The sequence below is a fragment of the Flavobacterium cryophilum genome, from assembly GCF_048286555.1.
Lineage (GTDB): Bacteria > Bacteroidota > Bacteroidia > Flavobacteriales > Flavobacteriaceae > Flavobacterium.
Genome location: NZ_JBLVPZ010000004.1, coordinates 56,006 through 77,808 on the forward strand (window position 1 = coordinate 56,006; position 21,803 = coordinate 77,808).

22 protein-coding genes and 2 pseudogenes are annotated in these 21,803 nt (G+C 33.9%); 20 read left to right on the forward strand and 4 right to left on the reverse strand.

The genetic code is table 11. From position 1 onward, the window contains the following. Positions 1-351: 351 nt before the first annotated feature. The 18 genes and pseudogenes from ACNQGJ_RS08165 to ACNQGJ_RS08250 all read left to right on the forward strand — a co-directional run bounded on the left by ACNQGJ_RS08165 (position 352) and on the right by ACNQGJ_RS08250 (position 16,756). Positions 352-1,194 carry a hypothetical protein gene (locus ACNQGJ_RS08165; protein WP_417974867.1) on the forward strand — a complete coding sequence of 281 codons (843 nt, stop codon included), beginning with the start codon at positions 352-354 and terminating at the stop codon, positions 1,192-1,194. Between the two features lie 2 nt (positions 1,195-1,196). Continuing rightward, positions 1,197-2,336 (forward strand): glycosyltransferase family 4 protein, encoded by a 1,140-nt coding sequence (locus ACNQGJ_RS08170; RefSeq protein WP_417974865.1) that lies wholly within the window; start codon positions 1,197-1,199, stop codon positions 2,334-2,336. A gap of 294 nt (positions 2,337-2,630) precedes the next feature. Further along, a complete protein-coding gene (locus ACNQGJ_RS08175; RefSeq protein WP_417974863.1) occupies positions 2,631-3,881 on the forward strand; it encodes a glycosyltransferase family 2 protein in 1,251 nt (416 codons plus the stop codon). Beyond that, positions 3,878-4,873 carry a glycosyltransferase family 2 protein gene (locus tag ACNQGJ_RS08180; RefSeq protein WP_417974861.1) on the forward strand — a complete coding sequence of 332 codons (996 nt, stop codon included), beginning with the start codon at positions 3,878-3,880 and terminating at the stop codon, positions 4,871-4,873. Before ACNQGJ_RS08175 ends, ACNQGJ_RS08180 begins: the two co-directional genes overlap by 4 nt. An 89-nt stretch (positions 4,874-4,962) precedes the next feature. Further along, the gene (locus ACNQGJ_RS08185) at positions 4,963-5,799 is read left to right on the forward strand and encodes a class I SAM-dependent methyltransferase (RefSeq protein WP_417974859.1); all 837 of its coding nucleotides are present in this window, start codon (positions 4,963-4,965) and stop codon (positions 5,797-5,799) included. A 17-nt stretch (positions 5,800-5,816) separates the two neighbouring features. Beyond that, positions 5,817-6,914: a glycosyltransferase family 4 protein gene (locus tag ACNQGJ_RS08190; protein WP_417974857.1), complete on the forward strand. Its 1,098-nt coding sequence runs from the start codon at positions 5,817-5,819 to the stop codon at positions 6,912-6,914. Beyond that, entirely contained in the window at positions 6,911-8,047 is a 1,137-nt protein-coding gene (locus ACNQGJ_RS08195) for a glycosyltransferase (protein WP_417974856.1), read from the forward strand. The genes ACNQGJ_RS08190 and ACNQGJ_RS08195 overlap by 4 nt, the downstream gene beginning before the upstream one ends. Further along, complete coding sequence (locus tag ACNQGJ_RS08200; RefSeq protein ID WP_417974854.1) at positions 8,048-9,043, forward strand: glucosamine inositolphosphorylceramide transferase family protein; 996 nt, start codon at positions 8,048-8,050, stop codon at positions 9,041-9,043. Beyond that, on the forward strand, positions 9,040-10,113 hold the full coding sequence (locus ACNQGJ_RS08205; RefSeq protein WP_417974852.1) for a glycosyltransferase family 4 protein: 1,074 nt from the start codon (positions 9,040-9,042) through the stop codon (positions 10,111-10,113). Before ACNQGJ_RS08200 ends, ACNQGJ_RS08205 begins: the two co-directional genes overlap by 4 nt. 1 nt (position 10,114) lies before the next feature. Beyond that, entirely contained in the window at positions 10,115-11,458 is a 1,344-nt protein-coding gene (locus ACNQGJ_RS08210; protein WP_417974850.1) for an O-antigen ligase family protein, read from the forward strand. Positions 11,459-12,089: 631 nt separating this feature from the next. Then, positions 12,090-13,484 (forward strand): exopolysaccharide biosynthesis polyprenyl glycosylphosphotransferase, encoded by a 1,395-nt coding sequence (locus tag ACNQGJ_RS08215; protein WP_417974848.1) that lies wholly within the window; start codon positions 12,090-12,092, stop codon positions 13,482-13,484. A 128-nt stretch (positions 13,485-13,612) separates the two neighbouring features. Continuing rightward, a pseudogene (locus ACNQGJ_RS08220) lies at positions 13,613-13,843 on the forward strand (sugar transferase); the annotation flags it as partial. A 469-nt stretch (positions 13,844-14,312) separates the two neighbouring features. Continuing rightward, complete coding sequence (locus ACNQGJ_RS08225) at positions 14,313-14,735, forward strand: endonuclease domain-containing protein (RefSeq protein WP_417980337.1); 423 nt, start codon at positions 14,313-14,315, stop codon at positions 14,733-14,735. A gap of 104 nt (positions 14,736-14,839) precedes the next feature. After that, entirely contained in the window at positions 14,840-15,262 is a 423-nt protein-coding gene (locus ACNQGJ_RS08230) for an endonuclease domain-containing protein (protein ID WP_417974843.1), read from the forward strand. A gap of 66 nt (positions 15,263-15,328) precedes the next feature. Then, on the forward strand, positions 15,329-15,484 hold the full coding sequence (locus ACNQGJ_RS08235) for a DUF559 domain-containing protein (RefSeq protein WP_417980346.1): 156 nt from the start codon (positions 15,329-15,331) through the stop codon (positions 15,482-15,484). A gap of 119 nt (positions 15,485-15,603) precedes the next feature. Continuing rightward, a pseudogene (locus ACNQGJ_RS08240) lies at positions 15,604-16,008 on the forward strand (endonuclease domain-containing protein). Positions 16,009-16,111: 103 nt separating this feature from the next. Next, a complete protein-coding gene (locus tag ACNQGJ_RS08245) occupies positions 16,112-16,534 on the forward strand; it encodes an endonuclease domain-containing protein (protein ID WP_417980338.1) in 423 nt (140 codons plus the stop codon). A gap of 66 nt (positions 16,535-16,600) precedes the next feature. After that, positions 16,601-16,756: a DUF559 domain-containing protein gene (locus ACNQGJ_RS08250; protein ID WP_417973877.1), complete on the forward strand. Its 156-nt coding sequence runs from the start codon at positions 16,601-16,603 to the stop codon at positions 16,754-16,756. Between the two features lie 68 nt (positions 16,757-16,824). On the opposite strand, the gene ACNQGJ_RS08255 is transcribed toward ACNQGJ_RS08250, so the two are convergent. Together ACNQGJ_RS08255 and ACNQGJ_RS08260 are read right to left on the reverse strand one after the other, a co-directional pair. Further along, on the reverse strand, positions 16,825-17,961 hold the full coding sequence (locus ACNQGJ_RS08255) for a lipoprotein N-acyltransferase Lnb domain-containing protein (protein WP_417973645.1): 1,137 nt from the start codon (positions 17,959-17,961) through the stop codon (positions 16,825-16,827). Between the two features lie 25 nt (positions 17,962-17,986). Beyond that, the gene (locus tag ACNQGJ_RS08260; protein ID WP_470303341.1) at positions 17,987-19,057 is read right to left on the reverse strand and encodes a putative type IX sorting system protein PorV2; all 1,071 of its coding nucleotides are present in this window, start codon (positions 19,055-19,057) and stop codon (positions 17,987-17,989) included. A 192-nt stretch (positions 19,058-19,249) separates the two neighbouring features. On the opposite strand from ACNQGJ_RS08260, the gene ACNQGJ_RS08265 reads away from it, so the two are divergent. Then, a complete protein-coding gene (locus ACNQGJ_RS08265) occupies positions 19,250-19,966 on the forward strand; it encodes a CDP-alcohol phosphatidyltransferase family protein (protein WP_417973647.1) in 717 nt (238 codons plus the stop codon). 9 nt (positions 19,967-19,975) lie between these two features. After that, complete coding sequence (locus ACNQGJ_RS08270) at positions 19,976-20,839, forward strand: glycoside hydrolase family 25 protein (RefSeq protein ID WP_417973649.1); 864 nt, start codon at positions 19,976-19,978, stop codon at positions 20,837-20,839. 157 nt (positions 20,840-20,996) lie between these two features. On the opposite strand, the gene ACNQGJ_RS08275 is transcribed toward ACNQGJ_RS08270, so the two are convergent. Beyond that, a complete protein-coding gene (locus ACNQGJ_RS08275; RefSeq protein ID WP_417973651.1) occupies positions 20,997-21,344 on the reverse strand; it encodes a HepT-like ribonuclease domain-containing protein in 348 nt (115 codons plus the stop codon). Continuing rightward, the gene (locus tag ACNQGJ_RS08280) at positions 21,337-21,636 is read right to left on the reverse strand and encodes a nucleotidyltransferase family protein (RefSeq protein ID WP_417973653.1); all 300 of its coding nucleotides are present in this window, start codon (positions 21,634-21,636) and stop codon (positions 21,337-21,339) included. The genes ACNQGJ_RS08275 and ACNQGJ_RS08280 overlap by 8 nt, the downstream gene beginning before the upstream one ends. Between the last annotated feature and the right edge of the window lie 167 nt (positions 21,637-21,803).

Below are 21,803 nucleotides of genomic sequence, written 5' to 3' on the forward strand. Positions count from 1 at the left end.
ATTTCATTAAGATAAGAGATTTTAGATTGAAGATTAACGATTGCAGATTTTTGATTTGATGTTGGTAAATATAAGATTGTCGATTTTACGGCGTCTAATTTTCGTTTTACCCCAGCCCTAAAGGGAGCCGAAAATTTAGGAGATTCGGTATTTAATTTCTGTTTTATCCAAGCCCTAAAGGAGCCGAAAATTTAGAACGATTGCGAAATAGGGTGCAGTTAACCTACTTTTACCGCTCCTTTAGGGCTGGAGGTCGAAAAAGAGATGACGGTTGTTTAAAATGAAACTATAAATACAATAAAGAATAAAACAATAATGAAGCAGTTTTTAATTTTTACAGTCAAAACCCTCTTGCTATTATTTGTACTGTTGGTCGTATTGGATTTTCTTTATACGACTGTTTATTTGCAGTCTTCAAATAGAGGAAAAATAGAGTATGTTTACAATTCAGAAGTCCGAAATTATGATGTAGTGATTTTAGGTTCTTCCCGAGCGAACAATCATTTTGTTGCGCCACTATTTGAAGAGAAGGGATTGAAAACCTTTAATTACGGCATGAGCGGCGGACATTTATTTGAAGCTTCTCTATTGTTGAAATTAATGATAGGGCGGAAATATGAAATAAAAAATGTGATACTGGAGACGGATTTGAATTTGTCTAATGAGAAGCGAGATGAGGGTGTTTCATCCCGTTTTCTCCCTTTTCTCCATGATTCTCAAACGATTCGAAATCATTTTTCAGAAGAGCCAGATTTTAAAAAATTGTATTACCTGCCTTTTTATCGATATGTATCATTTGACTCTAAAATAGGGTTTAGGGAACTCTACAAAACAGTAGTTAACGAACCGACCACCTATTTAGCTCATTTAGGATATTATCCATTAGGCAAAAATCCCAATGCCAATATGAAAAATAACCTGACAAATCTAAAACCGTTACACAATAAATATTATGAAGAAATAAAGCAAATTTGTGCAGCGAATAATATTAATTTGATTGCCGTTATGACACCGATGTGCACCAACACTAAAGGATTGGATTATTTTGAAAAAGTCCGCCAAGTCTATCCAGAAATTCATAATTATGAAAATGCGGTGGAAGGGGATCAATATTTTTCGTCCTGCGGGCATATGAACGATACCGGAGCTCGCAAGTTTACGGCTGTAATTATCAACGATTTTTTTAAAAAATAAATATGAAAATTGCCTTTCTGACTCCTGAATACCCCCACTCGAAAACCGGAGCCTTCGGAGGTATTGGCACGAGTATAAAAAATTTGGCTGCCGGACTTTTGGCAGAAGGTTGTTCGGTTCGAGTTTTGGTATACGGTCAGAAAGAAGATGGTGTTTTTGATGACAATGGCATTTGTATCCAACAAATACGGAATGTGAAATTCAAAGGATTATCATGGTATTTTACCCGAAAAAAACTTCAAAAAATAATCAATACCTTACATCAGCAAAAAGAAATTGATTTGGTGGAAGCACCCGATTGGACCGGTATTACTTCTTTTATAAATGCTACCTGTCCTATCGTTATCCGACTGAACGGTTCGGATACGTATTTTTGCCATCTGGATCAGCGACCTGTAAAGTGGTACAATAAACTTCATGAAAAACGAGCCTTACAAAAAGCGGATGCCTTGTTGTCGGTAAGTAAGTTTACAGCGGATACAACAAATGAAGTGTTTGGTTTGGAGAAGGACTTCACTATCATTCCGAACTCAATTGATATAGGTTTGTTTAGGCAGAATTGCACTGACGATACTACTGACGTTATTTTGTATTTTGGCAGTTTAATCCGGAAAAAAGGATTGTTGGAATTGCCCTTCATTTTTAATGTAGTGTTTGATAAATATCCTAAAGTAAAGCTTGTTCTTGTGGGAAAAGATGTTCCTGATATTATATCAGGGAATTCTTCGACCTGGCATATGATGCAGAAATTATTTACGGTACAAGCACTTGGCAATGTGGATTATTTAGGACCCGTACCCTATCAAGATATAAAAAATCACATCAACGAAGCAACCGTATGTGTATTTCCTACTTTTGCAGAGGCACTGCCTGTTTCCTGGATCGAAGCGATGGCATTGCAAAAAGCTATCGTAGCTTCTAATATAGGTTGGGCTCTAGAAGTTATAGATGATGGACTCAATGGGTTTTTAGTACATCCAACCCATCATTTGGAATATGCCAATAAAATTATTCAATTATTGGAAAATGTCCAATTACAAAAAGAATTTGGTATGGAAGCTAGAAAAAAGGTGACTGAAAATTTTAGCATAGCAGTCGTTGCAAAAGAAAGTTTGTCGTTTTATAACTCTTTAATTGGATAAATTTTGATTATTGTATACCATAAAAATGCTAAAATTACAGAAGTAGTAGCTTCCAATAATCAAAAAATTGAATATTATCCTCAAGGGACTATTGGAGGTGGTTTACAGGAGATTGCAAAACAATTTCCGAATGAAAAAATTGTTTGGTGTCACTCAGCGGTCAAAGAACAGTTAGATTTAGAGGGTCTAAAAACGTTGTTTCATCACGATAAAACGATGTTGTCTTTTTCCGCATCAGAACATAATTTTTTTGATACGAAGATAGGCTATGTAGAGGAGTCTTTATTTATTAATGTGAATAAAAAAGTATCCTATCCTACGTGGCAAATGAGCAGTGTTGTTGGTATTATTCATGCTTCTGTTTTAAATGCATTAAAAGATACAGTAATGTGCGATAGTGATTTTGATTATTATTTGTGTTCTATGGCAAAAACAGGAATGCCTTTAGGGTTACTTTGTTATTCGGAACCGAGACTATTACTAGCTGGCAAATTTAATAACCCGCCTAAAGCTAGCATTTATACTCTTTTTCGATTTGTTAAGCAGCACTATAAGACACGATGGGTATTTTTAATGGTGTTAAATTTGGTTTTATATGAATGGAAATTTCCTGTACTACCTTTACTCTTTTCATTTTTTTATAAGAATAGAAAAAACAATACTATAAATTTAGATTCTATACTTGTGCAGTCTTCAAAAAAAGCAATTGATACAGTTGCTGTTGATGTGATTATTCCAACCATTGGGAGGAAAGATTATTTGTATGATGTATTGAAAGATTTTTCGAAACAAACGCTTCTGCCTAACAAAATTATTATTATAGAACAAAATCCTGAAAAGCTAAGCACAAGTGAATTAGACTATATTTATCAAGAAAAGTGGCCGTTTAAAATAGAACATTTTTTTATACATCAAACGGGTGCTTGTAATGCCCGGAATTTGGCTTTAAGCCATACGGAAAGTGAATGGGTTTTCTTTGCTGATGATGATATAAGAATCTCTAAATTATTTATCCAGAAGACATTTGAAAGTATAAATAAATTCGGTGCAAAAGCGGTTTCAATTAGTTGTTTGCGAAAAGAAGAAAGACAAATTTTTAAAAATGTTTTTCAATGGGGAAGTTTTGGTTCCGGATGCAGTTTTGTTGAGACAGCAATTTTAAATAATTGTACTTTTAATATGGGTTTTGAATTTGGCTTCGGTGAAGATTCTGATTTTGGAATGCAGTTGCGAAATAAAGGTTGCGATGTGTTGTACTTACCTAAGCCTGAAATATTACATTTGAAAGCCCCAATTGGAGGTTTTCGGACAAAACCTGAGTTACAGTGGCAAAATGACCGTATCCAACCCAAACCATCACCAACCGTTATGTTATATATCATTTCGCACAATTCCAGCGAGCAGCTTAAAGGATATAAAACCACTTTGTTTTTCAAGTTTTATAAATATCAGAATATTAAAAATCCATACCGTTATTTTAGAATGTTTCAAAAACGATGGGGCCAGAGTGTATTTTGGGCTAGTCAATTAAAAAATGCATCATGAAATTTTCTCTAATTATTTGCACGTATATGCGTTCCAAACCTTTGCTCCAATTGTTGCAATCTGTGCAGGGTCAAATCGTATATCCGAATGAAATTATAATCATAGATGGATCAACAAATAAAGAAACTGAAGTAGTCTTAAATGAAAATCAATTTGAAAATTTAAACTATTTTATGGTTCCAGCTGAGCAACGTGGGCTGACCAAACAACGGAATTATGGAATAGAACGAGTAGGAGAAGAGATGGAAATAATTTGTTTTCTAGATGATGACATCGTTTTAGAAAATGATTATTTTGAGCAACTCTTAAAAACCTATCAAATTTATCCCGAGGCTTTTGGAGCTGGAGGATATATCGTAAATGAGTCTGAATGTGAATTTGTAGGGGTGGACTATCATCCCAAGATAGAGGAATACTATTTTGACGGATGGAAAAGAAAAGACGGCAGTCGATTTGTGCTACGAAAAAAATTAGGACTGGACAGTGATTGTCCGCCGGGCTATTCTTCCTTGTATTCGCATGGGCGTAGCGTTGGATTTTTACCTCCAAGCGGTAAAACCTATGAAGTAGAAATGCTGATGGGCGGTGTTTCGTCATTTAGAAAAAAAGTATTTGAAACTTTGCGATTCTCTACTTATTTTGAGGGTTATGGGTTGTACGAAGATGCGGATTTTACTTTGCGAGTTGCCAAAGAAGGAAAGTTGTATTTGAATACTTCGGCCAAACTGAATCATTATCATGATGCTTCAGGGCGACCTAACCAATATCAATACGGTAAAATGGTGGTGCGTAATGGATGGTATGTATGGCAAACAAAGAATCCAAAACCTCTTCTTGAAGCAAAACTGAAATGGCATTCCATTACGATACTTTTGACGATTATAAGATACAGCAATGCTTTTACCACCACTGAGAGAAAGGAAGCCTTTACCGAAGCCATAGGCAGAACAGTAGGATGGTGGAGTTTGATATTTAATAAACCAAAAAGGTAATAAAAGGATTTTTAATTATTCTAATAATTATGAGTTTATAAAATGATGATGATTTAAAGATTATTTTGAAACGAATACTTTTTTTAAAGATGAATAACTATACAGTATGTAAAGTTTGTAAAAGCGAAGTTACATTGATTAATAAGACGTATAATTTAGGACAATGTAAAAAATGTAAACTGATTTTTTGTTTAACAATTTATTCTCAAGATCAGTTTATTGCAGTTTATGACGAATTATATAATAAAGAGAATGCAATTTACCGGAACCATGCTGTAGTAGAGTATGCCATGCTTTTAGAAAATAAAAAAATTAAAGTTGGATATCACCGGTCAAGGCTTTTAAAAAAGCATGTTCTCAATGGGAAATGTGAATCTGTTCTTGAAATAGGAAGTGGTGTCGGTTTAATTGGTTCTTATATTCGTAATGAAAATGAAAATATTAAATATTTGGGTATTGAAATTGATAAAGAATCATACCAAAAATCTCAATTTTTAAAATTGAATACTATTAATGATGACTTTACTGTTATTGATACTATAGAAGAATCTTTTGATGTAATTATGTTATGGGAAGTAATAGAACATTTACAGGATTTAAAATTATTTCTGGAGTTGGCTTATAAAAAATTGAATAAAAAAGGAAAAATTATTCTTTCTACGCCTAATTACAATAAGATTTTTAATTATCCAAAAAGAGAGGAGGATGCGATATTTCAAGATAAACCACCCATTCATTTGAACTTTTTTACTAAAGAAAATATCACCGCTATATTTGAAATTAGTGAATTTGTTAAGTGTAAGGTTATGGTAAAGAAATTTCCGTATCTTGAAATAAAAAGCAAAAAATTTTATTTTTATTTTTTAAAATCTATATTTCATCATTATAACGGTTCTACTATTTATTTAGAAGTTACAAAAGCATAAAAAACAGGTTTAAATTAATGAAAACAATTCTTATAGCACATAATTACAGTGAAGTTTCGTTTTCAGCAATGAGTTATCATTTAGCGCATTATCTGGCTAACTTGGGACATCAAGTTGTTTTTGTTTCTCATCATCCTTATTTTGTAGAGGAAAAAGTAGTAAAAAAGGAAAACGGTAAAATTAGTATTTGTTCCTGGCCTACAACGAAAAGGCCCACTTTAATTAGAGATGTTTTTTGGTATATTTCCATATATTTTAAATATAAACCAGATATTATTATTGGTCATTTTGTGGGAAGTAATATTTCACTGAGTGTTTCGAAAGTATTGTCATTTGGTAAAGTAAAAACATTCGAATATTATCACACCTTGACTGATCAGCTTTTGGCTGATGTAAAAAAGACATCCACAAAACAAAAGATGTTGTTTTTTAGAAAAAAAATATTCTACAACTTATTTTGTGATATCATTATATGTCCCTCCGCATTAGCAAAAAAAAATTTGGAAGATTTTTATTTAATTGATAAGGGATTGGTACTACTCAATCCTATTAAAGATCGATTTAAAAATAAAATAGCTATCGATCCAGCTTCAATTACTATTTCATACCTTGGCCGATTAGATCCTTCAAAAGGGGTGGTTGATTTAATTATTGCTTTTACAGCTTATAAAAATAAAGTCCGGAATTCAAAAATTATTTTAAATATTGCAGGAACCGGTAGTCAAGAATTGGAAATAAGAGCGATGATAAAGGATAATTTGGACATACATTACCTTGGAGGATTGCCTTATGATACTATTGACGACTATTTGAATAAAAGTCATTTTGTAATAATACCTTCCAAATTTGATAACCTACCCACTGTTGGTTTAGAATCTATGATGAATCAGACCCCTTTGTTACTTTCTAATACAATTGGTTTGGCATCTTATTTAACTGATGGAAAGGAATGTTTTAAATTTGAGCCCAGTATAGATTCAATGGTGTCCTTATTTGATAAAATTGAGAATAATTTTAATCTATATGAACAAATGAGTTTTGACGCGAGAGCCACCTTTTTAGACAAATTTGGTGTGGATACCTACTGTAATGCTATTTCTAATTTGATACTATGAAATTTGCAATCATAACTCATGTACCTCATATCATTGATAAGAATAATTATTTTGCTTATGCTCCCTATGTTAGCGAAATGAATGTTTGGGCAAAGTATGTGGAGGAATTGGTAGTAGTGGCTCCTGTAGTAAAATCAAAAAAAACTGTTGTAGATACAACTTATCAACATCAAAACATTCAATTTATACCTATTGAGGGCTTTGATGTTTTGAATTTAAAAGGCCTTTTTAGTGCGATTTTAAAAATACCAGCAATAAGCTGGAATATTTTCAAAGTTATGCAAAATGCGGATCATATTCATTTGCGTTGTCCTGGTAATGTAGGATTACTGGGCTGTTTGCTGCAGATACTTTTTCCTAATACTCCCAAAACAGCCAAATATGCAGGCAATTGGGATTACACATCTAAACAGCCTTCGACTTACAAATTGCAGAAATGGATTTTAAATAATAGCTTTCTTACTAGAAATATGCAGGTTTTAGTATATGGAGAATGGAAAGGAAGTTCGAAAAATATAAAACCCTTTTTTACCGCGACTTATGTGGAAAAAGATATAGTGCCAATAGTTCCAAAAAAATTAAATGAAGTTATTGATTTTGTCTATGTAGGTACTTTAACGAAAGGAAAGAATCCAATGTATGCGATCCATTTGATAGAAAATTTATATCAAAAAGGGTATTCCGTACGTTTACGTATCTATGGGGAAGGTTTGGAACGGCGATCTTTAGAAGATTATATTTTAATACATCAGTTGGAAACAATAATTTCACTGAAAGGAAACCAAACTCAAGAGATCGTCAAAAAAGCCTATCAGGAAAGTCATTTTGTCATTTTGCCCTCAAATAGTGAAGGTTGGCCGAAAGCAATTGCCGAAGGCATGTTTTGGGGTTGCGTTCCATTAGCAACTCCTGTATCCTGCGTGCCTTTTATGCTAAATCAGGGAAAAAGGGGTGTTTTGCTAGCCATGGATTTGGAAAAGGATGTTGAAAAAGTAGAACTGATTTTGAAAAATCAAGCGGATTTTGATACTAAAAGCGAAAAAGCCTCGAATTGGTCCAGGAACTATACTTTGGATGTTTTTGAACGAGAAATTATAAATCTATTGAAACAAGAATCAAAATTGAAGAATTAAATGAAAAAGTACTACCTATTTGGGTTTCTTTTTTTTGCGATTGCCATGGTTACTGTAATCAACTATAGAACTCCTTTTTTTCAACAGGATGGCGGCGGGTGGTCTATAGGTTTTGGTGAATCAGTTGGTTATCCGGAAAAGGTTGCCGTGGAGAAAAACTCCATTTATTCTATCGAAAAGTTGAAAGCTGAAAATGACAGTACGGTATTTCTTGCAGATCCTTTTTTTGTCAAAGAAAAAGACACTTTTTATCTGTTTTTTGAACATAAGAAAATCAAACGCAATGCGGATATTGGTTTATTGACCTCAGTAGATGGAAAAAAGTATCAGTATCGGGGAACTGTTTTAACCCAAAAATTTCATTTGTCTTATCCTCAGGTTTTTAAATATAGGGGCGCTTTTTATATGGTGCCGGAGTCCAAACAGGCGAATATGGTGTTGCTGTATAAAGCACATCATTTTCCTTTTGATTGGCGGATTTGTGATACTTTGATTGACAAAGTTGCACTCGTGGATCCTTCCATTTATTTGTCGGACTCTTTGAATATTTTAGTTGGCACCGATTATAACAAAAATATGTACCTCTACGAAGCCGACTCTTTATTTGGGAAATGGAAATTACATAAAAAACCAATTGCTTTAATAGGAACTGAGGCACGAGCAGGAGGTCGTTTTTTTACCGATAAAAAAGGATTGCTTTTGCCGGTACAAAATTGTACCAAAGGCTATGGCTATGGGTTATCTTTGTACCGTTTTTCCTTTCATAGTGGAAGTTATAAAGTAAAAAGAGAGCTTCCTTTTTATTTAATGGCAAATGAAAATATAGCAGCGTTTAATGCGGGAATGCATCAATTGGATGTGCAGCGCATAGATTCAACTCATTACTATTATGTTTATGATGGTAATCGATTAAAAAGTAGTTCTAAACATCTCAATATTAGAGGACCGCTAAAATGGAGTTATTTGGATTTGAAAAACTGGATATTACAAAAATGAGAATACTTCAATTAATAGATAGTTTAGAAGCTGGTGGAGCTGAACGTATGGCGGTCAATTATGCGAATGCCTTGGCTAAACAAATTGATTTTTCCGGATTAGTGGTGAGTCGTAGAGAAGGATCCCTTCAGAATCAAATTGATGATGGTGTTTCGTATTTGTTTTTGAATAGAAAAAATGTCATTGATTTTAAAGCTCTTTTTAAGCTTAGAAATTATGTAGCAATACATAAGGTTACATTTGTTCATGCGCATAGTACTTCTTTTTTTCTTGCCTCTCTTCTAAAGTTACTTTGTCCTTCTCTTAAAATAATTTGGCATGATCACTACGGGGAAAGTGAATTTTTAAAGAAAAGACCGCTACTGGCTTTGCGATTGATTGCCCCTTTTTTTAGCGGGATTATAGCGGTCAATCAAAAACTAAAAGTTTGGGCGAATGAAAATTTACATTTTGAGAACTCTATTTATTTGCCCAATTTTCCAACTGAAGAAAAGAATATTACAGGACTTACGGCATTGAAAGGAATGGATGGAAAGCGTATTATTTGCTTGGCTAATTTGCGAACACAGAAAGATCATTTTTTATTGTTGGAAGTAGCTAAGAAATTAATAGTATCTTATCCAGATTGGACCTTTCATTTGGTCGGAAAAGATTTTGATGACGCCTATTCTAAACAGATTAAGTCTTTAATAGTTGAAAATAGTCTTGAAAAAAATGTATTCCTTTATGGCACGAAACAAGATATCAAAAATATTCTGAATCAATCGACAATCGCAATACTAACTTCTCAATCGGAGGGCCTGCCCGTGGCACTTTTGGAGTATGGGTGGCATAAAAAACCTGTAATAGTAACCGCTGTGGGGGAAATACCTTTGGTAATTCAAAATGGGGAAAATGGTTTTCTTATCCTTGCTAATCAGAAACAATTATTTCATGAAGCCGTCGTAAAATTGATAGAAAACGATACCTTACGACTAGATTTTGGGAATTTACTTTACCATACCATTAGAGAAAATTATTCAGAAAAAATAGTACTAAAAAATTATTTATATTGGTTGCACGCTATTTAAAATGAAAAAAGAAGAACAATTTTATTTTTATTTAATACTATCTCATGTTGTTATTGGAGTATTAGGATATGTATTGCCTTTTACCACTAAAATATATGGGTATACCATCTTTATAATTGGAGCTTATTACATTATAAAAAAACAAAACAAGAATAACGAAGCCCTTATAGTAGCAGCCTATGTGGTGGGCAGTGAAGTTTTTTTGAGAATGACAGGGGGGAACCCCCTATACGAAATTTCTAAATATGGGGTAATCGTTTTCCTTTTTATGGGCATGTATTTTAGCGGATTTTCCAAAGGTGCCACACCGTATTGGCTGTTTTTATTGTTATTGGTTCCAGGAGTGGTTATTTCCACTTTTGTATTAAATTTTGATACCAATATTAGAAAAGCTATTGCTTTTAATATTTCGGGTCCCGTCTGTTTAGGCGTAGCGTCTCTATATACGTATAGGAGAAAAATTGCATTAGATCAAATTAATAACATCATACTCAGTATGGGGCTTCCTATTATTGCGTGTATGGTTTACCTAACTTTATATACGCCTAATGTTCGAGATGTAATCACCAGTACGCAATCCAATTTTGCAACTTCGGGAGGCTATGGCCCGAATCAAGTGGCGACTTTTCTAGGGTTGGGCATGTTTATTTTTTTTTCCAGAGTTATATTAGAATCTGGCACTAAATTTATGTTAGTAACGAATTTGATTATTGCATTGAATATTAGCTATCGTGGCATGCTTACGTTTTCAAGGGGAGGGATGATTACAGGATTCCTTATGATTGTTTTATTATTGTTGTTCCTGTATTTTAAATCCAATTACAGAGGCCGAGTAAAATTAAATTACATCATTGTATTTATAATTCTTGCCATGATGGCAACCTGGGGTTATACCTCGTTTCAGACGGGAGGTCTTATTGATAAACGCTATGCGAATCAAGATGCCTCAGGCCGAGTTAAAGAAAGTCAATTTACAGGAAGGGAAGATGTAGCTCAAGATGAGATTAATACCTTCTTGAAGAATCCGATTTTTGGAGTAGGTGTTGGTAAAGGAGCCGAAATTAGAGAAGACGAAACGGGAATCAAAGTTTTATCCCATGATGAGATCACGAGAATGCTTGCCGAACATGGATCTTTAGGGATATTGGCTTTGTTAATTCTAATGATCACCCCGTTAATTTTGTATCTGGAAAACAAATTCAATATGTTTTTATTGTGTTTTGTCGCATTTTGGTTTTTAACCATTAACCATGCTGCTATGCGAACAGCAGCACCCGCCTTTGTGTATTCTTTGTCCTTGCTGAATGTGCAGTTGGGTTTTCCTACAAGAAAGAAGGAGGATTGATTTGTTATTCATTATTGTTAACCCGTTGGGTGTAATTCAAAAAAAATTTCTTTTTACCACATAGAAATAAAACTTATAATTAAAGAAATAATAGAAAATAGCACTATTTTTCGAATAGTTTGACAATGTTAAAAGTGAAACATCAATTAAACTCTTTTTAAACACTATAATTTCTATCTTCTATGTGGTAAAATCAATTACACCCAACGGGTTATTGTTATTTTTTATTAATGAAACCCGTTGGGTAAATTTAGTTTTTGATGATAATTTTTCGTCAGTTCGAGTGATTTTCTCCCGAAGCCTCGGGAAGAAAATCGTATCGAGAACAAAGAAAATTTCGTTAAAAACGGTTCTCGATACATTTTCAGTTCCGTTTTACTACACAAAAAACACTCGAACTGACGTTTTTAAAAATTACACCCAACGAGTTAATGATGGTATGTTACTGATGTATTTTGGACGTATTTTAATACGTGATCAAAGACGCTAATCGGTTTAATTGGTGCGCTTATTTGAAGTCGTGTTGGACTACATCGGTATGTACTATTGTTTTGTTAAAAAAAAGTAACATATCTTCAATTTTCTTCGGTGCAAAAGTACTAAATTGCACTCCTAAACGGAACTATCACCCATGTTGTCAATGGATAAAATGCATTTTGAGATATCAGAACGAAAGATGATTCTTCGTATTTTTGATGTGTTTTTTGTTTTTGGTTCTTTGTTTTTCATTGGAAATGTATTTGATTTTGACTATTTGATAATGTCTACCAATAATTTATATTGGATGATTATTTTGGGCGTTTACATCAATCTTTTCGGAACTATTTTCGAAATGTACAATCTACAGGTTGCCAGCAATCAACTTCAGGTACTAAAAAGTTCCATTCTCACCGTTTCAACGACCGTTTTAGTGTATTTATTAACGCCGTTTTACTCTCCAGAACTTCCTTCGAAAAGAATTCAGATCTTATTGTTTTATTTGGTGGTGTTTTTGGCTTTGTTTTTATGGCGCATGTTTTATGTTGCGTTTTTAGCCTCAAATCGATTTTTGCAAAATGCAGTTTTAATCTGTGATCATGAGCAAGTAGAGGAGTTGATATCGGGATTAGAACAGATTGATCCTCATTATAAAATAATTGCATTTGTCAATGCCGACGCCGCAGTAGATGAGATCGTCGACTATCCCTACGTGAAAAATATCCAGAGAGCGGCGCTGTTTTCTTTTGTAAAACAAAATGGTATCTCTGAAATTGTAATCGCTTCCCAAAAGACAGAAGGAATTACAGCTGAGTTGTATCAACAACTGCTTCAATTACTGGAGTCGGGCGCTGTAATTCGGGAGTACACGCAGGTGTATGAAAGTAAAACGCAGCGTATTCCGGTGCATTATATGTCCAGAGATTTTTATCGCTTTTTTCCTTTTAGCAGAAGTAATCACAATAAGCTGTATTTGATTGGTGCCCGGATTTTTGAAATCAGTGCCTCCGTGGTCGGGTTGTGCATAGGTCTGGTATTGGTTCCGTTAATACTTATTGGAAATGCAATAGGAAACCGAGGAAAGCTGTTTTACACGCAAGAACGTGTTGGTAAAGACGGGGTGGTATTTGAAATTTTAAAATTCAGAACGATGGTTTGCAACGCCGAGTGTAATGGCGCTGTTTTTACCACGACAAATGATTCTCGGGTGACTGCTTTTGGTAGATTCTTACGAAAAACCAGAATTGATGAATTCCCCCAATTTATAAATATCTTAAAAGGGGATATGGCCGTTATTGGCCCTCGTCCGGAACGCCCTTTTTTCGTAAAGGAAATTGCACAAGTGATGCCATTCTATGAAACAAGACATATAATAAAACCAGGTCTTACGGGATGGGCACAAGTGAACTATGCGTATGGAGCAACAATTAATGACAGTTTGATAAAACTGCAGTACGACCTGTACTATATTAAACACAGAAGTATTTTTCTGGATTTAAATATTGCGTTTAAAACAATTACCACCGTTTTGTTTTATAGGGGGCAATAATAGTACCTGTCTAACCCCTTGGGTGTACTTAATAAAAATTTCAATTAATCCTAAATAAAAAAATTGAACCACATAGAAGCATAGAAAAAAAGAGTCGGATAGCCCAAATCTTGTGTTCACATAGCTATTTTTTCGTAAAGGAAATTGCACAAGTGATGCCATTCTACGAAACAAGACATATAATAAAACCAGGTCTTACGGGATGGGCACAAGTGAACTATGCGTATGGAGCAACAATTAACGATAGTTTGATAAAACTGCAGTACGACCTGTATTATATTAAACACAGAAGTATTTTTCTGGATTTAAATATTGCTTTTAAAACAATTACCACCGTTTTGTTTTATAGGGGGCAATAGTTGTCTTTGTTCGGTGGTTGATGGTTCTGGCTCAAGAGAGTAATTACAGCTATAAATAACTCTTAGGGTATGTTAGCCCAAAAAACACACCCCTAGCCCCTCTCAAGAGGGGGAACTGAGAAGTGCAATTACAGCTATAAATAACTCTTATATTTTTATAAAGGTAATGATTTGTAATCAGATAGTTAGGGAATGACCTTTCTCAAAGCAAACTGTACTATATAGAGAACGTTCTGATTTTGTGTTTTTGAATCCCAAAAACGCATTGATTGCGCGGTCGTATTCCCCTCTTGAGAGGGGCTAGGGGTGTGTCCTTTTTTCAAAACAAACAACACCATTTTGAAACCAAACCTATAATGATCACGTGATCATATCCTTCTCTTTAAATCCCAGGGGAGTCGGGATTTTTTTGTTTTATTAAACTGCAAAATAATATAATTAAAAATCTTATTTTTTACCTATCAAAACAGTGACAGAATCTTCTATGTCTAAAAGAAAAATTATACCCTACAATCCAAAACTCAAAGGATTTGCCCGACAGCTTCGTAATAATTCGACAGAAACAGAAATTTTCCTTTGGTTAAAATTAAAAGGGAAACAGATGTACGGTTATGATTTTCATCGTCAAAAACCGATTGATAATTTTATTTTAGATTTTTTCTGCTATGAATTAATGTTAGGAATAGAAGTAGATGGATATTCTCATCAATTTTTAGAAGTATATAATAAAGATGGTATAAAAGAAAAACGAATGAATGAGTTCGGGATTACCGTTTTGCGATTTAGTGATGAACAGGTCTTAAAGGATATGGAAAATGTTATACTGGCTATTGAGTTTTATATTTATGAGTATGAAAAACACACCCCTAGCCCCTCTCAAGAGGGGAATTGAGCAATGGAATTACAGCAATAGATTTCCAGGGAGTCGGGATTTTTTTGTTTTATTAAACTGCATAATAATAGAATTAAAAAGCTTATTTTTAACCTATTAAAACAGTGACAGAATCTTCTATGTCTAAAAGAAAAATTATACCCTACAATCCAAAACTCAAAGGATTTGCCCAACAGCTTCGTAATAATTCGACAGAAACAGAAATTTTCCTTTGGTTAAAATTAAAAGGGAAACAGATGTACGGTTATGATTTTCATCGTCAAAAACCGATTGATAATTTTATTTTAGATTTTTTCTGCTATGAATTAATGTTAGGGATAGAGGTAGATGGATATTCCCATCAATTTTTAGAAGTATATAATAAAGATGGTATAAAAGAAAAACGAATGAATGAGTTCGGGATCATCGTTTTGCGATTTAATGATGAACAGGTCTTAAAGGATATGGAAAATGTTATACTGGCTATTGAGTTTTATATTTATGAGTATGAAAAACACACCCCTAGCCCCTCTCAAGAGGGGAATTGAGCAATGGAATTACAGCTATAGATTCCAGAGGAGTCGGGATTTTTTTGTTTTATTAATAAAGATGGTATAAAAGAAAAACGAATGAATGAGTTCGGGATTACCGTTTTGCGATTTAGTGATGAACAGGTCTTAAAGGATATGGAAAATGTTATACTGGCTATTGAGTTTTATATTTATGAGTATGAAAAACACACCCCTAACCCCTCTCCAGAGGGGAATTGAGAAGTGCAATTACAGCTATAGATTTCAGGGGAGTCGGGATTTTTTTGTTTTATTAAACTGCATAATAATATAATAAAAAATATTATTTTTAACCTATCAAAACAGTGACAGAATCTTCTATGTCTAAAAGAAAAATTATACCCTACAATCCAAAACTCAAAGGATTTGCCCGACAGCTTCGTAATAATTCGACAGAAACAGAAATTTTCCTTTGGTTAAAATTAAAGGGGAAACAGATGTACGGTTATAATTTTCATCGTCAAAAACCGATTGATAATTTTATTTTAGATTTTTTCTGCTGATTAATGTTAGGGATAGAAGTAGATGGATATTCCCATCAATTTTTAGAAGTATATAATAAAGATGGTATAAAAGAAAAACGAATGAATGAGTTCGGGATCACCGTTTTGCGATTTAGTGATGAACAGGTCTTAAAGGATATGGAAAATGTTATACTGGCTATTGAGTTTTATATTTATGAGTATGAAAAACACACCCCTAGCCCCTCTCAAGAGGGGAATTGAGAAGTGCAATTACAGCTGTAGATTCAGGGTAGTAGGGATTTTTTTGTTTTATTAAACTACATAATAATATAATAAAAAATCTTATTTTTAACCTATTAAAACAGTGACAGAATCTTCTATGTCTAAACGAAAAATTATACCCTACAATCCAAAACTCAAAGGATTTTCCCGACAGCTTCGTAATAATTCGACAGAAACAGAAATTTTCCTTTGGTTAAAATTAAAAGGGAAACAGATGTACGGTTATGATTTTCATCGTCAAAAACCGATTGATAATTTTATTTTAGATTTTTTCTGCTATGAATTAATGTTAGGGATAGAAGTAGATGGATATTCCCACCAATTTTTAGAAGTATATAATAAAGATGGTATAAAAGAAAAACGAATGAATGAGCTCGGGATTACCGTTTTGCGATTTAGTGACGAACAGGTCTTGAAGGATATGGAAAATGTTATACTGGCTATTGAGTTTTATATTTATGAGTATGAAAAACACACCCCTAACCCCTCTCAAGAGGGGAATTGAGCAATGGAATTACAGCTATAGATTCCACGGGAGGCGGGATTTTTTTGTTTTATTATTAAAGATGGTATAAAAGAAAAGCGAATGAATGAGTTCGGGATTACCGTTTTGCGATTTAGTGATGAACAGGTCTTGAAGGATGTGGAAAATGTTATACTGGCTATTGAGTTTTATATTTATGAGTATGAAAAACACACCCCTAGCCCCTCTCAAGAGGGGAATTGAGCAATGGAATTACGGACATAAATAACTTTAAATTTAAAACAGAAAAAGAAGGAATAGATTTCCGGCTGTTAAATAATAATTGGAATGCGTTTTTTATTCTGTATTGCGAGTCTGATTAAAACAATTCCGCTAGTAATTATTAATGGCAACACTAGTAAAAAATGCGCTTTGTTGATTACTACAAAGAAATAAATTCCCAACAACAGCAGCGTTACTAACGCCAGATTGTAAATTCCTTTTTTGTTTTTTGTCCAATAAAAGTAAAGCAGCCCTGCTAAAGTTGGATTAAAAAGTAAAATATTATAGTTGTATCCCAATTCCAGATGTGACGAATAAAATCCGACAAACGCAAAAAACATTCCTATTACCGCCATCAGGATGAGGTACAATAAATCGATACTTTTCTTGTTTATCAACACAATAAACCCAAGAAATACAATATACGTATAGGGATTGTTCCACCAAGAGAAGGGAATTTCCTTGTCGAATTCTAGTATTGTTTTGTTTTCCTGCGTCAACGGGTGGTTCTGATACGAAACTTTCTTCAGGCTTTTTTGCAGTTCAAAAGGTAAAAATAGTTGTGTCCCTAAACCATCTACTTTTTTACCAAAGATGATGCTCGTGCCTAATTTCTCGTAAAAGTGATTGTCAAAATACGGGTAAAGGATTGTTCTGTACGTGATGTCAGTATCCGTGTTTTTTACAATTGCGGTAGTGTCTATTGTTTTATTGATGATATCAACAACCATCGATGTGCAGTTTTTATCAATAAACTTATACGTATAATGACTTTCGCCGGAGGCCAATGAAGTGTTCAGATTGTCAAACAGTTTTTGTTTTAGAGAAGATGGGATGTTTAATTCCTGCTCGTAAACGGATCTTTTTTCATATTGATATTGACTAATGAAATCAGGATAGGAGTGCGCTACGGCAAAATATTGTAAGTCCCCTTTTATGAATTTCATGACAAAATTTGGGGTATTAAAATCAAAAGCGCCATAATTATACACCACATCAAGAGCGTTGGCGGTATCGCGTACGCGAATTGCGGTATGTCCAAAAAGAGAATAGGATTCGTTACCTGTTCCGCAAGTAAGGATACTCACCTGTGTGTTTTTTGATAATTCGATGCTTTGGCTAAAGCCGTGCAGAAATGAAAATAGTAATGCGAAAAGCGCTATTTTTTTTAACGAAGGTATACTCATTTGTGGAGGTATTGTTGTTTTTAAATTAATTTCTAAACATTGCCAAATCTACTTTAACTGAAAAAATGTTGGAATATAAAGCGGTACTTTGGTCGCCCAAATCAGTGAGTGCATAATCAATCTGGATGCCTTTGTACTTGAAACCCAAACCAATATTAGGCTGAAATCCTACTTTTTCAGAATTGTCCAGTTGTTGTACATTTTGAAAATTGCCCACACCTGCCCGTACAAATACCAAATCAGTATAGCCAAATTCAAGCCCCAAAGCAGGATCGATACTGACAAAATCGGTCGAGATAAGATCATTCGTTTTGGCAAATCGCATGTTCATATTGGCGGCAGCCAAAAGACTATAATCGTATCGTATGATGAACTTTTTAGCGATGCCTACTTGTACTTTTGGAGCGGTAATCTCCGTGCTTTCCGGTAATTCCTGGTTTTCTCCGGGAATAGAATTGGCAATTTTCTGATATTCGTCTTCATCAATATTCCATACGTTATAGGTGGTCGTTATGTCCCGAAGCATTAATCCAAAGTGCCAATTGTTCTTTTCGAATTGCAATCCCACATCAAAACCAAAACCCCAGGAATTGGCAAATTGGCCAATGATTCGTCGAATAATTTTCGCGTTTACCCCATATTGAAATCCAGGGACAGGAAGTTTTCGGGCATAAGAAAAAGTGAAACCATAGTCAGCCGTCGAAAAAAGACTGATTCTGTTGTAGTCAATATTGCCTTGGCTGTCGATAAGTTCCGTTGTATTTAAAATATCATCGACACCAAAACGAATTAATGAAATTCCCCAAGCGCTCCGGTCATCGATAGGACTTGCGTAGGCCAAGTAATCGTATTGGGCAATATTAGCAAAATAATTAGCATGCATTATTGACACTTGATGATCTTCCAGATGCAGCAGTCCTGCAGGATTCCAATACCCTGAATTCACATCATCGGTAGCGGCAACGACAGTATTTGACATGCCTAACGCAGCGGCATCCACGCCGATATTCATAAACTCATTCGAGTATTTTCTAACGGCTTGACTGTAATTGAGGGTACTAACCAAAACCGCTGCTAATAGGAAGCTTTTTTTCAATGGGGTCATTTTTACAAACGAAAAGTCTGTTTAATTTTTATCAAAAATATAATTTTTTACTGAGCTTATTTCTTCCTTTGGGTAAATATATCCAAACAAGAAATCACTGTAAAAAAAACTCTATTAAAAAACGTACTTCTCCTTCACTTATTATGTTAAATTTGCCAACTCGGGTTCACTAAATTTTACACTATGACTATTAAAAAGCACATCCCCAATACTATTACTTTACTCAATCTTTTTTGCGGTTGTGTCGCGTTGGTTTTTGTTTTTAATCAAGAATTTGAAATGGCATTTTATTTTGTTTGCCTCGGTATCTTCTTGGATTTTTTTGATGGTTTTTTTGCTCGATTATTCAACGTAACCAGTCCGCTCGGCTTGCAGTTGGATTCTTTGGCAGACATGGTTACTAGCGGACTTGTGCCGGGTTTAGTGCTGTCTCAAATGATGATTGATCACGCCTCAACAGCGGCAGTTGGTTATTTGCAACTTTTTCCCTATTTAGGTTTTTTGATTACCTTAGGGTCTTGTTACCGATTGGCTAATTTTAATATTGATACCCGCCAGACAGATTCTTTTATTGGTTTACCCACGCCTGCTAACGCGCTGTTTATTTTAAGTCTGCCGTTGGTTTTAAAATACACCGATTCTTTATTTATTATCGAAATTTTGACAAATCAATGGGTTTTATTGTCAATAGCAGTAGTAAGCGCTTACATCTTGAACACTGAAATTCCTTTGTTTTCCTTAAAAATCAAGAAGTTCAATGTTAAAGACAATGTGCTTCAAATTGTGTTTTTAATTTGTTCTCTTTTGCTATTGATTTTCCTCCAACATTTGGGAATTCCTCTCGTGATTCTCTTTTACGTTTTGCTGTCGCTGATCAATAATAAAGTGCTAAAAAAGTAGTTTTTTTGGATGAAAAGAAAAACGGTCAGAAGAAAAATTATGGTGATTCGTAAACCTAAAAAGAAAGCAACTGTTTTCTCTGGAAAGGTTTTGCGTTATTCTGTTATTACTTTTTTTGTGGTATTGATAGTTGCTTTTAGCTATCATTATAGAGATGGGTTCGCATACTATTTTAGTTTTAAATCGGATAAAATTCTAACAGAGGAAAAGGAAGCCAAGCGCATTTCTGATGTTCGAAACTATCAGGTTTTAGAAAAACACGAAGGGAAAAGCATTGGTTTGGATGTTTCGGAATACCAAGGAAAGATTCGATGGACTTATGTAGATACGTTAGAAAATAAATATCCGCTGCATTTTGTGTTTATTCGCGCCACGGTTGGAAAAGACCGAAAAGACCGTCAGTTCAATAGGAATTGGCTTGGCGCCAAAGAAAATAAAATGGTTCGCGGTGCCTATCATTACTATCGTCCCAATGAAAATTCAATCGAGCAAGCCGCACTTTTTATAAAAACAGTAACACTTGAAAAAGGAGATTTACCACCCGTTTTAGATATAGAAAAACTGCCTAAAAATCAGTCCATTGAAAATCTTAAATTAGGCTTGAAAAGATGGTTAAATGCGGTGGAATCCCATTACGGTGTAAAACCTATTATCTATACCGGCGAGCGGTATTATGATGATTTTTTAAAAGAAGAATTCAGCGATTATCTTTTTTGGATTGCTAATTATAATTTCTACCGGGAAGAAATAGCCGAGGATTGGTTGTTTTGGCAATTCACTGAAAAGGCATCAGTTCCGGGGATAAAAGGGAATGTCGATGTTAATATTTATAATGGAGATTTGCAACAGTTGCGGTATATTAGCGTGGAGTAATTTTTTTTTGTGAGAAGTGGTCAGTGAGCAGTGTTCAGTGGTCAGTGTTCAGTAGTCAGTGATCAGTGAATAGTGAAAAATAAATTAGTGAAAGGTTTTAGCTTCTTATTTGCAACTCTTACGATTTTAGAGTAAAATAAGTTATTGAATTTGTACTTTAGTTATTTTTCAATATTGTATCTATTTCGATTTTTAATTTTGGCAAGTGATTGGTAAGTATAGCCCAAATAGTTTCATCGGATATGTTATCGTAAGCATGAATAACTTGGTTTCTCAATCCAACGATTGCGGTTGCATCAGTAATTTTGGAAGTAAAAGAACTGTCAGTTTTTAAGATTCTGTTTATGGCTTCTCCTATAATTTCAAGATTCCGTTCTACGGCTCTTTTTCTCATTATGTTTTTTCTGTATTCAAAAAAATCCATCTTTTCATCTATATAATAACTGTTTATTTCATCAATAGATACTTTGACATCATAAAGCCATTTTAAGATTTTTTTATCCATAAATCAATTCTTTATTTTCTTCAATGGAACTGATTAAGTAGGGGTTTTTTAAAGTCTGTTCTTCCACTAAATCGATTTCTCGGTGTAGTAAACTTTTGAGTTTGTTTTTAAGGTCGATGTAGTTTATAAAGTATAGTTTTAGATCAAAAGATTTAAATTTTACTAAAAAATCAATATCACTTTTTTCATTAAAAGAAGAAGTTGTTGCAGAACCAAAAAGATATAACTTTTCTACATTATGTGTTTCACATAAATTTTTAATTGTTTCTTTATTTTGGCTTATTAGATTCATATATCAAAGATATAGATTTTTTCTTATATGTTGTGAGTTTCTGAAAAGGTCGCAGCTCAAACGCATTAAAAATTGAACCACACTTCGACTTTGCTCAGTGCTGGCTCGAAACATAGAATTTAATTTAATTTTTGACTTATATCTATTCCGAACAGTCAAAATTTAGG